This is a genomic window from Thermomonospora umbrina (assembly GCF_003386555.1).
Classification (GTDB): domain Bacteria; phylum Actinomycetota; class Actinomycetes; order Streptosporangiales; family Streptosporangiaceae; genus Thermomonospora; species Thermomonospora umbrina.
The window spans coordinates 4497134-4511481 of the sequence record NZ_QTTT01000001.1; the positions used below are offsets into that span (position 1 = coordinate 4497134).

Annotated in this window: 13 protein-coding genes; 12 read left to right on the forward strand and 1 reads right to left on the reverse strand. The window is 72.1% G+C overall.

Annotated features, from left to right (window positions below; genetic code table 11):
• Positions 1-12: 12 nt before the first annotated feature.
• From DFJ69_RS19960 to DFJ69_RS20015, 12 genes are all read left to right on the forward strand, one after another.
• Complete coding sequence (locus DFJ69_RS19960) at positions 13-768, forward strand: DALR anticodon-binding domain-containing protein (RefSeq protein ID WP_116024004.1); 756 nt, start codon at positions 13-15, stop codon at positions 766-768.
• Positions 765-2156, forward strand: a complete 1392-nt coding sequence (lysA, locus tag DFJ69_RS19965) for a diaminopimelate decarboxylase (RefSeq protein ID WP_116024005.1) — start codon at positions 765-767, stop codon at positions 2154-2156. The genes DFJ69_RS19960 and lysA overlap by 4 nt, the downstream gene beginning before the upstream one ends.
• Entirely contained in the window at positions 2153-3454 is a 1302-nt protein-coding gene (locus tag DFJ69_RS19970) for a homoserine dehydrogenase (RefSeq protein WP_116024006.1), read from the forward strand. The genes lysA and DFJ69_RS19970 overlap by 4 nt, the downstream gene beginning before the upstream one ends.
• A 256-nt stretch (positions 3455-3710) precedes the next feature.
• A complete protein-coding gene (gene thrC / locus DFJ69_RS19975; RefSeq protein WP_116024007.1) occupies positions 3711-4769 on the forward strand; it encodes a threonine synthase in 1059 nt (352 codons plus the stop codon).
• A gap of 67 nt (positions 4770-4836) precedes the next feature.
• Positions 4837-5766, forward strand: a complete 930-nt coding sequence (gene thrB, locus DFJ69_RS19980) for a homoserine kinase (protein WP_116024008.1) — start codon at positions 4837-4839, stop codon at positions 5764-5766.
• A gap of 370 nt (positions 5767-6136) precedes the next feature.
• On the forward strand, positions 6137-8218 hold the full coding sequence (gene rho, locus DFJ69_RS19985; protein ID WP_116024009.1) for a transcription termination factor Rho: 2082 nt from the start codon (positions 6137-6139) through the stop codon (positions 8216-8218).
• Between the two features lie 163 nt (positions 8219-8381).
• Positions 8382-9725, forward strand: a complete 1344-nt coding sequence (locus DFJ69_RS19990) for a sensor histidine kinase (protein ID WP_116024010.1) — start codon at positions 8382-8384, stop codon at positions 9723-9725.
• A gap of 184 nt (positions 9726-9909) precedes the next feature.
• Positions 9910-10557: a response regulator transcription factor gene (locus tag DFJ69_RS19995; protein WP_116024011.1), complete on the forward strand. Its 648-nt coding sequence runs from the start codon at positions 9910-9912 to the stop codon at positions 10555-10557.
• Between the two features lie 161 nt (positions 10558-10718).
• Entirely contained in the window at positions 10719-10937 is a 219-nt protein-coding gene (gene rpmE, locus DFJ69_RS20000) for a 50S ribosomal protein L31 (RefSeq protein WP_116024012.1), read from the forward strand.
• Positions 10938-11042: 105 nt separating this feature from the next.
• A complete protein-coding gene (prfA, locus tag DFJ69_RS20005) occupies positions 11043-12113 on the forward strand; it encodes a peptide chain release factor 1 (protein WP_116024013.1) in 1071 nt (356 codons plus the stop codon).
• Positions 12110-12970, forward strand: a complete 861-nt coding sequence (gene prmC, locus DFJ69_RS20010; RefSeq protein WP_116024014.1) for a peptide chain release factor N(5)-glutamine methyltransferase — start codon at positions 12110-12112, stop codon at positions 12968-12970. The genes prfA and prmC overlap by 4 nt, the downstream gene beginning before the upstream one ends.
• Before the next feature lie 32 nt (positions 12971-13002).
• Positions 13003-13782, forward strand: a complete 780-nt coding sequence (locus DFJ69_RS20015) for an L-threonylcarbamoyladenylate synthase (RefSeq protein ID WP_116024015.1) — start codon at positions 13003-13005, stop codon at positions 13780-13782.
• Between the two features lie 25 nt (positions 13783-13807).
• Here DFJ69_RS20015 and DFJ69_RS20020 read toward each other — a convergent pair whose 3' ends face one another.
• On the reverse strand, positions 13808-14260 hold the full coding sequence (locus DFJ69_RS20020; protein ID WP_116024016.1) for a hypothetical protein: 453 nt from the start codon (positions 14258-14260) through the stop codon (positions 13808-13810).
• Between the last annotated feature and the right edge of the window lie 88 nt (positions 14261-14348).

Below are 14348 nucleotides of genomic sequence, written 5' to 3' on the forward strand. Positions count from 1 at the left end.
AGTCTCACGCAGGTGACTCCAGCCGAGGCGGGCAGCGCCGTCGTGGCCGCGGTGCGGGACGCCGTGGACTCCGGCGAACTCGCCGTCGCCGTGCCCGCCGAGGTGCCGCTGAGCGGCTTCGGCCCCGGCTCGTACGGCACGCCCGTGGCCCTCCGCCTGGCCGCCCGGGGCGGACGCGACGATCCCCGCGAACTCGCGGAGGTGATCGCCCGACGCCTGGTGAAGCGGCCCGGGGTGCGGGACGTGACCGTGGCCGGCCCGGGATACCTCACCCTCGTGGTCGACAGCCCGGGCGCCCTCGCCGCCGGGATCATCGCCGAACGCGACACGTACGCCAAGGCGGACGGCGTCCCCCACGGCGCATGGCCCGACCGCCCCCGCACGTTCGACAACCCCGGCTTCTCGGTGCGCTACGCCTACGCGAGGGCCGCCGCCGTTCAGCGCCGCGCCGAGGACCTGGGAATCCCCCTCGGCGACCCGGGGTTCCTCAAGGAGGCGGACGAGACCGCCCTGCTCGCGTTGCTCGCGGAACTTCCCAGCCGGGTGGCCCAGGCGGCCAGGGAGGGTGACGCGACGCCCCTGCGCAGGCATCTGGAGCGGGTGGCCGACGCGTACCACCGGGTGTACGAGCGGTGTCCGGCGCTGCCCGGGGGCGACCATAAACCCGGGGCGACGCACGCCGCCCGCCGGACGCTGGCGGAGGCGGTGCGCGTCGCCGTCGCCAATGCCCTGAACACGATCGGTGAGAGTCCTAGAGAGCGAATATGAGCAGAGTGCACCCGGCGGGGTCCCGGCACGCGGACGTGCTGCCGGCGGAACACCCGCTGCCGCCCGCCGCCGACCTGAACGCGCTGGATCCCCGGATCTGGCCGCGGTCGGCGCGGCGCGAGGACGGCGTGCTGATCCTCGGCGGCATGGACGTCCGCGACCTGGCGGCCCGGTTCGGGACGCCGCTCTTCGTGTACGACGAGGAGGACGTGCGGACCCGGGCCCGCGAGTACGCCGCCGCGTTCCATGACGGGGACGTGCACTACGCGGGCAAGGCGTTCCTGTGCGCCGCGCTGGCGCGGTGGCTGAACGACGAGGGCCTCGGGCTGGACGTGTGCTCCGGCGGGGAGCTGGCCGTGGCGGTGGCCGCGGACTTCCCCCGGGAGAAGATCACCATGCACGGCAGCAACAAGTCGGTCGCCGAGCTGACCCGGGCGCTGGACGTCGGCGTCGGACGGATCGTGGTCGACTCGTTCGAGGAGATCGCCCGACTCGGCTACCTGGCGCAGGAGAAGGGTGTCCGGCCCAAGGTCATGATCCGGGTGACCACCGGTGTCGAGGCGCACACCCACGAGTTCATCGCCACGGCCCACGACGACCAGAAGTTCGGGTTCTCCCGGACCTCCGGGGCCGCCCTGGAGGCGGTGCGCCGGGTGCTGGAGCTGGAGCAGCTCGAACTGGTGGGCCTGCACTCGCACATCGGGTCGCAGATCTTCGACACCGACGGGTTCGAGGTGGCCGCGCACCGGCTGGCCGAACTGCTGGTGGCGATCCGCGACGAGCACGGCGTCGAGCTGCCCGAGCTGGACCTCGGCGGCGGCTACGGCATCGCCTACCTGCCCGGGGACGAGCCGCACGACCCCAAGGCGATCGCCGACGCCCTGCGGGGCATCGTGGCGCACGAGTGCCGCGCCTACGGGCTGGCGATGCCGCGCATCACAGTCGAACCCGGGCGGGCCATCGTCGGCCCGGGCGGGGTTACCCTGTACGAGGTCGGCACCGTCAAGGACGTCGAGGGTCTGCGCACCTACGTCTCGGTCGACGGCGGTATGAGCGACAACCTCCGTACGGCGTTGTACGGGGCCGATTACACCGGTGTGCTGGCGAGTCGTTCGTCCACGGCGGAGCCCATGCTCAGCCGGCTGGTCGGTAAGCACTGTGAGAGCGGCGACATCGTCGTGCGCGATCTGTGGCTGCCGGCCGACCTCGCCGCGGGTGACATTGTGGCGGTGGCGGCCACCGGTGCGTACTGTCGATCAATGGCCAGTAACTACAACTTCGTCCCCCGCCCCGCTGTGGTGGCGGCACGGGACGGCCAGGCGCGGGTCCTGGTCCGCCGGGAGACCGACGACGACCTGCTCCGGCTGGATGCGGAGGTACACGGGTGAAACCCCTGCGGGTGGCCCTGCTGGGCTGTGGAACCGTCGGAACCGAGGTGGTCAGGCTGCTCGACGAGCAGGCCGACGACCTCGCGGCGCGGGTGGGCGCTCCGCTGGAGCTGGCCGGCGTCGCCGTGCGGCGGCTGGACCGGGCACGCGAGCACGTGGCGCCCGAGCTGGTGACGACGGACGCCATGAGCCTGGTCACCCGCGACGACGTGGACCTGGTGGTCGAGGTGATCGGCGGCATCGAGCCGGCCCGGTCGCTGATCCTGGCCGCCATGAAGACCGGCAAGTCCGTGGTCACCGCCAACAAGGCGCTGCTGGCCGAGGACGGTGCGACGATCTTCGCGGCGGCCCGGGAGTACGGCGCCGACCTGTACTACGAGGCCGCGGTGGCCGGGGCGATCCCCCTGCTGCGACCGCTGCGCGAGTCGCTGGTCGGCGACCACGTGCACAAGGTGCTGGGCATCGTGAACGGCACCACCAACTACATCCTCGACCAGATGGACACCCACGGGGCCTCGTTCACCGACGCCCTGGAGGAGGCCCAGAGCCTCGGCTACGCGGAGGCCGACCCCACCGCCGACGTCGAGGGCTTCGACGCGGCGGCCAAGGCGGCGATCCTGGCGCAGTTGGCGTTCCACACCCCGGTCACCGCCGCCGACGTGCACCGGGAGGGCATCACCGAGGTCACCGCCGCCGACGTGGCGGGGGCCAAGGCGATGGACTCCGTGGTGAAGCTGCTGGCGATCTGCGAGCGCATCCCCGACCCCGACGGCCGCAACGGCGGCCGGGGCGTGTCGGTGCGGGTCTACCCGGCGATGATCCCGAGGTCGCATCCGCTGGCCAGCGTCCGCGAGGCGTACAACGCCGTGTTCGTGGAGGCCCGGTCGGCGGGTTCGCTGATGTTCTACGGGGCCGGGGCGGGCGGCGCGCCCACCGCCTCGGCCGTGCTCGGCGACCTGGTGGCGGTGGCCCGCAACCGGGTCGGCGGCACCCGCGGCCCCGTCGAGGTGACGTACGCGGAGCTGCCCGTCCTGCCGATGGGCGAGACGATCACCCGGTACTACGTCCAGCTCGACGTGGCCGACCGTTCCGGCGTGCTCGCCCAGGTGGCCGAGCTGTTCGCCCGGAACGGCGTGTCCATCCAGGCCGTACGGCAGGAGGGGCACGGCGACGACGCGCAACTGGTCGTGGTCACCCACCGCGCGCCGGACGCGGCCCTGGCCGCCACCGTGGAGGCGCTGCGCCGACTCGACATCGTCCGCGAGGTCGCCGCGGTGATGCGCGTAGAGTCTGGCTGACTTCACCACGCTCGAAGAGCGACCACCACGCTCGAAGAGCAACCACCACGCTCTATGAGCAACCACCAACGCCCTAAGAGCACCACCAACGCCCTAAGAGCAACCACCACGTTCGAACGACAACCCCCAGGGGTTGAGGCCCGGTCCTTCAGGCGGGCGGCCCGGAGCGCAAGCGGAGGGCCGCCCGCCTGAAGACCTCGAGACCGGGCGCGGGGGGTGTGGGGGGTCGCCCCCCCACCCAAAAGAAGGAGAGAACATGAACAGGGCTTGGCGCGGCCTCATCAACGAGTACCGCGACCGGCTCCCGGTGACGGACCGGACTCCCGTCGTCACCCTGCATGAGGGCGGCACCCCGCTGCTGCCCGCGCCTCGGATCTCCCAGCTCACGGGCTGCGAGGTCTACCTGAAGGTGGAGGGCGCCAACCCCACGGGCTCGTTCAAGGACCGCGGCATGACCATGGCGATCAGCAAGGCCGCCGAGGAGGGCGCCAAGGCGGTCATCTGCGCGTCCACCGGCAACACGTCGGCCTCGGCCGCCGCCTACGCGGTGCGGGCCGGGATGACGTGCGCGGTGCTGGTCCCGCAGGGCAAGATCGCGATGGGCAAGCTGGCGCAGGCGCTGGTCCACGGGGCCAGGCTGCTGCAGGTGGACGGGAACTTCGACGACTGCCTGGAGCTGGCCCGCAAGCTCGCCGTGGACTACCCGGTGGCCTTGGTCAACTCGGTCAACAAGTTCCGTCTGCAGGGGCAGAAGACGGCCGCGTTCGAGATCGTGGACGCGCTCGGCGACGCCCCCGACGTGCACTGCCTGCCCGTGGGCAACGCCGGCAACATCTCCGCCTACTGGATGGGCTACAAGGAGTACGCGGCCGACGGCGTCGCGTCCCGCACCCCGCGCATGCTGGGCTTCCAGGCCAGCGGCGCGGCCCCGTTCGTCAAGGGCGAGCCGGTGCTCAAGCCGCAGACCATCGCCACCGCGATCCGCATCGGCAACCCGGCCTCCTGGGAGCTGGCGATCGCGGCCCGCGACGAGTCCGGCGGGGCGATCGGGTCGGTCACCGACCGGAAGATCCTGGCCGCCTACCGGCTGCTGGCCCGTGAGGAGGGCGTCTTCGTCGAGCCCGCCTCCGCCGCCAGCGTCGCCGGCGTCCTCCAGGCCCGCGAGGAGGGCCTGCTGGAGCCGGGGGTGCGGGTGGTCTGCACGGTGACCGGGAACGGCCTCAAGGACCCCGACTGGGCGATCGCCGGCGCTCCCGCGCCCACCACCGTCAAGGTGGACGCCCACGCCGCAGCGTCCTCGCTGGGCCTCGCGTGAGCGAGGCGCGGGCGCACGGCGCGGGCCGGACCGAGGAGCGCGCGACGGGGACGAGCGGGAGACTCACGTGACGGCCTCCTGGGGCGCGCGCGCCCATGTGCGCGTGCCCGCCACCAGCGCCAACCTGGGGCCGGGGTTCGACTCGCTGGGCCTCGCGCTCACCCTGTACGACGACGTCACGGTGGAGATCACCGAGGGCGGCCTGGTCATCGAGGTGGACGGCGAGGGCGCCGAGGTCGCCGACCGGGGTGAGCGGCACCTCATCGTCAGGGTGCTGCGCCGGACGTTCGAGGTGCTGGACGAATTGTCCGGTTCCGGTCTCGGGCAGCCGCCCGGGATCCGGATGTCGTGCGTCAACCGCATTCCGCACAGTCGCGGGCTGGGGTCGTCCTCGGCGGCGATCGTCGCCGGGATCACGGCGGCCCGTGCGCTGCACCCGCACGGCGACCTGCTCGACGAGGCCGCCGCGCTGTCCCTGGCCACCGAGATCGAGGGCCATCCCGACAACGTGGCTCCGTGCCTCAGCGGCGGGCTGACCATCGCCTGGAGCGGTCCAGCCGGCCCGCGTTCGGTACGTCTCGACCTGGAACGCGAGGTCGTGGCGTTCGTGCCGGCCCAGACGCTGGCCACCGAACGGGCGCGCGGGCTGCTCCCGGAGGCGGTGCCCCACGGGGACGCCGCCGCCAACGCCGGGCGGGCGGCGCTGCTGGTCGCGGCGCTGACCGGGGACCTGGATCCCGAGGTGCTCCTCGACGCCACCGAGGACCGGCTGCACCAGGGCTACCGGGCCCCCGCCATGCCGGGGTCCGCCGCGCTGGTCGACCGACTGCGCGCGAACGGGGTCCCGGCGGTGATCTCGGGTGCAGGACCCACTGTCCTGGCCTTCACAACAGTCTCCCGGGTTGATTCGATCGACCCGGAACTGGGTAATGGGTGGCTCAAACGCCCGCTGAACGTGGACCCCCTCGGCGCATGCGTTCAGCCGCCCGGTCCGTGACACGCGAATGAGATGGATCGCTGGGGAATAGCAGTGTGCTCGGGTGATGTTAGGCTGATTACCGCACCAGATGCCCCGCTCGGGGCCGGGTGCTCGTCAGCCGCGCACCGTCAGGTCGACCCTCGTGTCATGCCTGCCCCGCGCATGTGGCTCCCCGACACCGTGTCTCCGCTGTCTGGTTTCCAACCAAAGCCCACGGAACTCGGGGATGGCGCGAGAACCGTCCCGACCATCATCTGGCTGTGTCCGGACATCGCCGATGGCGACCCCATCGTGATCGGCAGAGCTCGATCTGGCGCCCCCGCCGGATCGCATCATCGGGTTGCCTGGCCGACGAGGGCCAACACCCGCTCCCTGGGAAGGACCCTTAGTGAGCGAATCCAGCGAACTCCTTACGGACGCTACTAGCCCCGCAGCGGAGACCACGGCGGCGCGGCCGGAGCCGGCCGCCGCCCCCCGGCGCCGTCGCTCCGGCACCGGCCTGTCGGCGTTGGTGCTGCCCGAGCTCAAGGCGCTGGCGTCCCAGCTCGGCATCACGGGCACCACCGGCATGCGCAAGAGCCAGCTCATCGCGGCCATCGAGGCCAAGCAGGGCGGCCCGGTGGTGGCCGGTCAGGCCACCGCCAAGGCGGAGCCGAAGGCCGAGCAGAAGGCCGCCCGGGCCGAGGACAGGGCCGAGGAGGCCGCACCCCGCTCCGAGGAGCAGACCGCCGAGACGCGCCCCGCGCGGACCCGTCGCACCCGTCCCGCCAAGCGCGAGGACGGCGAGGAGCAGCTCGCGCTGACCGACGGCCGCCAGGGCGCCGAGCGGACCGAGCGCGCCGACCGGACGGAGCGGGCGGTCGAGACCGCCGAGCGTCCGGAGCGGACCGAGCGCGCCGACCGTGGTGAGCGCGGCGACCGCAACGACCGTCCGGAGCGCGCAGAGCGCGCCCGGGCCGCCTCCTCCGGCGAGGACGGCGAGGCCGGCGGCCGCGAGGGCGGCCGACGCAGCCGCAACGGCCGCGACCGTGACAACCGCGACGGCCGTGACAACCGGGACCGCGGTGAGCGCGGAGACCGCGACAACCGCGACCGTGGCGAGCGCGGAGACCGTGACAACCGTGACAATCGGGACCGCGGCGAGCGCGGAGACCGTGGCGAGCGCGGCGACCAGCGCCGTGGCCAGGGCGGCGGTGGCGGCGGCGGTCAGGGCGGCGGCGGCCAGCACGACGACGACGACGGCCGCGGCGGTCGTCGGGGTCGGCGCTTCCGCGAGCGCAACCGGGGCCGCGGCGGTCGCGGCGAGCGCTACGAGGAGCCGGTGATCAACGAGGACGACGTCCTGATCCCGGTCGCCGGCATCCTGGACATCCTCGACAACTACGCGTTCGTGCGGACGACCGGCTACCTGCCCGGCGCCAACGACGTGTACGTCTCCCTCGCCCAGGTCCGCAAGAACGGCCTGCGCAAGGGCGACGTGGTCACCGGCGCCGTGCGCCAGCCCCGCGACGGCGAGCGGCGGGAGAAGTTCAACGCGCTGGTCCGCCTGGACACCATCAACGGGATGGAGCCCGAGCAGGCCCGCGGCCGGGTGGAGTTCTCCAAGCTGACGCCCCTGTACCCGCAGGAGCGGCTGCGGCTGGAGTCCGACGCCGGCATCCTGACCACCCGGATCATCGACCTGGTCTCGCCGATCGGCAAGGGCCAGCGCGGTCTGATCGTCTCCCCGCCCAAGGCGGGCAAGACGATGGTGCTCCAGTCGATCGCCAACGCGATCACCAAGAACAACCCCGAGTGCCACCTGATGGTCGTGCTGGTCGACGAGCGGCCCGAAGAGGTCACCGACATGCAGCGGACGGTGAAGGGCGAGGTCATCCACTCGACCTTCGACCGCCCCGCCGAGGACCACACCACGGTCGCCGAGCTGGCCATCGAGCGGGCCAAGCGGCTGGTGGAGCTGGGCCACGACGTGGTCGTGCTGCTCGACTCGATCACCCGGCTGGGCCGCGCCTACAACCTGGCGGCCCCGGCGTCCGGGCGGATCCTGTCCGGCGGTGTCGACTCGACGGCGCTGTACCCGCCCAAGCGGTTCTTCGGCGCCGCCCGCAACATCGAGAACGGCGGCTCGCTGACCATCCTCGCCACCGCCCTGGTGGAGACCGGATCCCGCATGGACGAGGTCATCTTCGAGGAGTTCAAGGGCACCGGCAACATGGAGCTCAAGCTCAACCGGAACCTCGCCGACAAGCGGATCTTCCCCGCGGTGGACGTCGACCAGTCCAGCACCCGCAAGGAGGAGATCCTGATGGCCCCCGAGGAGCTGCGGGTCGTCTGGCAGCTCCGCCGGGTGCTGCACGCCCTGGACACCCAGCAGGCGCTGGAGCTGCTCCTGGAGAAGATGAGGGAGACCAAGTCCAACGCGGAGTTCCTCCTCCAGGTGCAGAAGACCACGGTCGCCGACCGCGACTGATGGACGCACCACCCGACGCCCCGGAGGCCCTACGGCCACCGGGGCGTCGCCCGTTCCCGGCCCGGCCACGAGGGTGGGGCTAGCCCCACCCCGGGGACGGCGGGCCGCCGCATGGCGGCGTCGGCCGAGGTCCAGCAGGCTTGGGCCGTACGGTGGAGGCGGCATGAAGGGGCAGGATGTGAGCGAGATGGGCAGCGCCGTGGCCGCGCCCGGCGGGGCGGGACCGATCGTGACCGGGTCATGGAGTCCGCAGGCGATGGTGAGGTCCTCACTGACCTGGCGGTCGGTCGTCTACCTGGCGACGAGCCTGGGATTCGGGATCGCCTGGTTCGTGTTCCTGGTCGTGGGGATCACGCTCTCCGTCGCCCTGACGATCATCTGGGTCGGGATCCCGATGCTGGCGGTCGTGATGCTGGTCTGGCGGTTCGGGGCCGTGCTGGAACGCAGGCTGATCAAGGCCGGCTTCGGGGTGACGATCCCCGAGCCGTACCGCCCGATGCCCAAGACCGGCGTCCTCGGCAAGTGGAAGACCATGGCGGTCGACCCCGCCACCTGGAAGGACCTGGCCTACCTCGCGCTGCGGCTCCCGGTGTCCATCGCCGAGTTCGCGGTGATGGCGTTCGTGTGGACGAACGCGGCGGTGTTCCTGTTCTTCCCGTTCATCGTGATGGGGCAGGAACGCGGGGTCATCAACTACGGCCCGGTGTTCTACTCGGCCGACGACCCGATCACCGCGCTCCCCGTCAGCGTCGTCGGCGTCGCCTGCGTCGTGGTGGCCATGTACGTGACGCGCGTGACGGCGGTCGTCCACGCCGTGTACGCCTCGCTCCTGCTCGGCCCCAGCAAGGGCCAGGCCGAACGCCGACGCCTCCAGGCCCGCGCCGAACACCTGCAGGCCAGCCGCGCCCGCGGGGTGGACGCCGCCGAGGCCGAGCGACGCCGCATCGAACGCGACCTGCACGACGGCGCCCAGCAGCGGCTGCTGGCGGTCGCCATGGACATCGGCCGCGCCCGCGCCAAGCTCACGGACGACCCCGAGGCCGCCCGCGCGCTCATCGAGCAGGCCCACTCGGGCACCAAGGAGGCCATCTCCGAGCTGCGCGACCTGGCCCGGGGCATCTACCCCGCCATCCTCACCGACCGCGGCCTGGACCCGTCCATCTCCGGCCTCGCCGCCCGCGCGCCCGTCCCCGTCCTCGTCGAGGTCGACCTCCCCGAACGCCCCCCGGCCGCCGTGGAGAGCATCGCCTACTTCATCGTGGCCGAGTCGCTCGCCAACATCGCCAAGTACGCCCGCGCCACCCAGGCGACCGTCCGCGTCACCCGCGAGACCCACTGGGTGGTCGTCGAGATCACCGACAACGGCGTCGGCGGAGCCACCGCCCAACCCGGCGGCGGCCTGTCCGGCCTCGCCGACCGCGCCGCCACCATCGACGGCATCCTCACCGTCAACAGCCCCTTCGGCGGCCCCACCGTAATCCGAGCAGACCTCCCTTGCACTTGGTAAGCGGGCCGCTACGGCGTCCTCGCCTGGCGGCTCGTCCTTCTCGCGGTCCGCGGCTCGCGCTGCATCGCGGTAGAACGCGATCCTCCCTCGCCTGGCGGCTCGGTCGGCCTTCGGTCGCGCGAGCAACGCTCACCGCCGGACTGTGGCGAGGCGAGTGGATGAGCTTGCGGCTTAGGGTTGAGGGGTGAGGGTTGTGATCGCCGAGGACTCGGTGTTGTTGCGGGAGGGGCTGGTGCGGCTGTTGGCCGACGCCGGTGTCGAGACGGTGGCCACGGTGGGGGACGGGCCGGGGTTGCCGGCGATCGTGGAGGAGTACGAGCCCGATCTGGCGATCGTGGACGTGCGGATGCCGCCCTCGTTCACCGACGAGGGGCTGAGGGCGGCGCTGGCGGTGCGGGAGAGACGGCCGGGGATGCCGATCCTGGTGCTGTCGCAGTACGTCGAGGAGCGGTACGCCACCGACCTGATCGGCGGCGGCGCGCAGGGGGTGGGCTACCTGCTCAAGGAGCGGGTGGCCGATGTGGCGGAGTTCATCGACGCGGTCCACAGGATCGCCGCCGGGGCCACCGTGATCGACCCCGAGGTCATCGGGCAGCTCCTCGGCCGCCGGCGCAGTGGAGACCGCCTGGAGGCCCTCACACCGCGCGAACGGGAGGTCCTCGGCCTCATGGCCCAGGGGCGTTCCAACGCGGCGATCGCCAGGGACCTGGTGGTCACCGAGGGCGCGGTGGAGAAGCACATCTCCAACATCTTCCTCAAGCTGCAACTGCCCCCCACCCAGAACGACCACCGCAGGGTGATGGCCGTCCTGGCCTACCTGGGCGCCGAGTGACCCGGTGACGTCCCCGGATGGGAATGCCCGGTGACGTCGGCACGTTCTGATATCTGGCACACTTGGTGTGCAACCGCTGCGGTACCGGTTCACGCTGCCCGCATGGTCTATGCGTGCGATGGACGAGCGACCCGGCGACCGCCCGAGCGAGGAGAAGACCCTTGAAGTCCGGCATTCACCCCGAGTACAACGTCACGACCGTGACCTGCACGTGCGGGAACACCTTCGAGACCCGCAGCACCGCCGAGAACGGCGTGATCCACGCGGACGTGTGCTCCAACTGCCACCCGTTCTACACGGGCAAGCAGAAGATCCTGGACACCGGCGGCCGGGTGGCGCGCTTCGAGAAGCGCTTCGGCAAGCGCGGCGACAGCAAGTAACCCGCCGATCCGAGACTCCAGTCAGACGGCACGAGCGGCCCGGGGACCGCGTGTCCCCGGGCCGCTCGGGGTCCGCGGTCCCGCGGGCCCCTATCCGGGAACACCGTGAACCTCGACGAGTTGATCGGCGAATACGCCGAGATCGAAGGCAGGCTGGCCGACCCGGCCGTGCACGCCGACCAGAACACGGCGCGACGGCTGGGCAAGCGCTATGCCGAGCTGCGCCCCATCGTCGAGACGGCCCGGCGGATGCGCACCGTCGAGGACGACCTGGCGACCGCGCGCGAGCTGTCGACCGAGGACACCGCGTTCGCCGACGAGGCCACCGAGCTGGAGGGTCGCAGGGTCGAGCTGGAGGACCGGCTCCGCAAGCTGCTGGTCCCGCGCGATCCCAATGACGACAAGGACGTCATCCTGGAGATCAAGGCGGGCGAGGGCGGCGAGGAGTCGGCGCTGTTCGCCGGCGACCTGCTGCGGATGTACCTGCGGTACGCCGAGCGGATCGGCTGGAAGACCGAGGTCATCGCCTCCCAGCCGTCGGATCTGGGCGGCTACAAGGACGTCACGGTGGCCGTCAAGGCCCGGGGGCGGGCCGACGGCGAGGGCGGGGCCTGGGCGCGGCTGAAGTTCGAGGGCGGCGTCCACCGGGTGCAGCGGGTGCCCGTCACCGAGTCGCAGGGCCGGATCCACACCAGCGCCGCGGGGGTGCTCGTCTCCCCCGAGGCGGAGGACGTGGAGGTCCAGATCGACCCCAACGACCTGCGCATCGACGTCTACCGGTCCTCCGGGCCCGGCGGGCAGAGCGTCAACACCACCGACTCGGCGGTGCGGATCACCCACCTGCCGACCGGCGTGGTCGTCTCCTGCCAGAACGAGAAGTCCCAGCTCCAGAACAAGGAGCAGGCGCTGCGCATCCTGCGGTCCCGGCTGCTGGCGATGGCGCAGGAGGAGGCGGACGCGGCGGCGTCGGCCGAGCGCAAGAGCCAGGTCCGCACGGTCGACCGTTCCGAGCGGGTGCGCACCTACAACTTCCCGGAGAACCGCATCTCCGACCACCGCGTCGGCTATAAGGCGTATAACCTCGACCAGGTGCTCGACGGCGACCTCCAGAACGTGATCCAGGCGCTCGTCGACGCCGACACCGAACGCAGACTGGCCGAAGCCCAGGGAACATGAACCTGCTGCTCGACGAGGTGGCCCGAGCGACGGCGCGGTTGGCCGACGCCGGGGCCGCCTCGCCCCGCGCCGACGCCGAGGAGCTGGCCGCCGCCGTCCACGGGGTCAAGCGGTCCGAGCTGCACACCGTCCCGGACGCCGCGTTCGACGCCCGGTACTGGGAGGGCGTGGCGCGCCGCGAGGCGGGGGAGCCGCTCCAGCACATCACCGGCCGGGCCTTCTTCCGCTATCTGGAGCTGAGGGTCGGCCCCGGCGTGTTCGTGCCCCGCCCGGAGACCGAGGTGATGGTCGGCTGGGCGCTGGACACCCTGCGCGACATGGACGTCCGGGACCCGCTGGTCGTCGACCTGGGCACCGGCTCGGGGGCGATCGCGCTGAGCATCGCCCAAGAGGCCCCCAGGGCGCGCGTGCACGCGGTGGAGAAGGACCCGAAGGCGTTCGTCCACGCCAACCGCAACGTGGAGGCGTTGGACGAGCGAGGGCGCGTCAGGCTGCATCTGGCGGACCTCTCCGACGCCCTGTCCGAGCTGGACGGCACCGTCGACCTGGTGGTCAGCAACCCTCCGTACATCCCGATGACCGAGTGGGAGTACGTCCCCGCGGACGTGCGCGACCACGATCCGGCGGCGGCGCTGTGGGGCGGGGGCGACGACGGGCTGGACGCGGTCCGCGCCGTGGAGCAGACCGCGCGGCGGCTGCTGCGCCCGGGCGGGTACGTCGCCGTGGAGCACAGCGACCTGCAGGGCAACGCCGTCTACTGGGTGTTCGCCGAGGAGCACGGCTGGCGGGACGTTCGCAACCGCCGCGATCTGACCAACCGCGACCGGTTCGTCACGGCGCGCCTCACCCTCGACTGAAGCAGCCCTCCGGGAGTGGAAGAATGACCGCCGTGAGCCGACGTTATGACTGCTCCGACCCGATGGAACGGACCCGTGGAATCGCCGAGACGGTCTCGGCGGTGCGGCGCGGCGAGCTGGTCGTGCTCCCCACCGACACCGTGTACGGCGTGGGCTGCGACGCCTTCACGCCCTCGGCCGTGCAGGCGCTGCTCGACGCCAAGGGGCGCGGCCGCCAGATGCCCCCGCCCGTGCTGGTCGGCTCGGTCCGGGCCGCCACCGCGCTGGTGGAGGACCTCGGGACGTACGGGCAGGACCTGATCGACGAGTTCTGGCCGGGCGCGCTGACCCTGGTGTGCCGGGCCAACCGCAACCTGACCTGGGACCTGGGGGAGACCAAGGGCACGGTCGCGGTGCGGATGCCGCTGCACGACCTGGCCCTGGAGCTGCTCAAGGAGACCGGGCCGCTGGCGGTCAGCAGCGCCAACCTGTCGGGCGTCCCCGCCGCGCGCAGCGCGGAGGAGGCCGAGGAGATGCTCGGCGAGGCGATCGCGATCTACCTGGACGGCGGCAAGGCCGGGCTGGGCGAGGCGTCCACCATCGTGGACCTCACCGGCCCGGTGCCGCGGCTGCTGCGGGCCGGTGCCGTCTCGGAGGAGAAGGTCCGTTCCGTCGTCGGCGTCCTGCTGACCGACGAGGACGAGGAGCCCGAGATCGACGAGGGCCTGCTGGACGACGCGCCCCCGGTCTCCTTCGAGAAGCCGGCGGACGCGCCCGCGGACAAGGGCGAGCACGAGGACGGGCACAAGGACGGGGACGCGCGGCCGGAGTAGCCCCCGACCGCGCGGCCCGATGCGTTCAGTAGAGCCTGCGCCACTTCTCGGCGTACTCCCACGCGCCCTTCTTCGCGTCGCGGACGCACTCCTGCACGTACAGATGCGTCGTGTTGGTGGACGCCGTCGCGATGCGGACGGTGGCCTTGCCGTCGTAGTACGTCTGCGGGCCGCCGCCGTCCTTGACGACGATCGCGGCCTTGAGGAAGTGGGCGCGCGCGCCCTTCTCGGTGGCCTTGAACCTGACGCAGGCGGTCCGGCCGTCCTTGGACTCGTCCCGGAGCCTGCCCTCGATGGTGACCTTGTCGCGGGTCCTGACGAACCTGCCCCAGGCCGCGTTGGCGGCGTACGCGTCGGGCGTCGTCCACTTGCCCTTCGACGGGGCCGCCGGTGCCTGTGCCTGTGCGGGAGCCGCGAGGGCGCCGAGCCCCGCCACGAGTGCCGTGGTGGTCAGGGCCACCGCGCCGATACGCCGCATGGAAGTTCCTCTCCGTCACTGATTGACTACGCGGCGGCACGGTAGCAGGACGTGAAGATCGACTCCGGGTGCCGCTCGGGAGGGACCG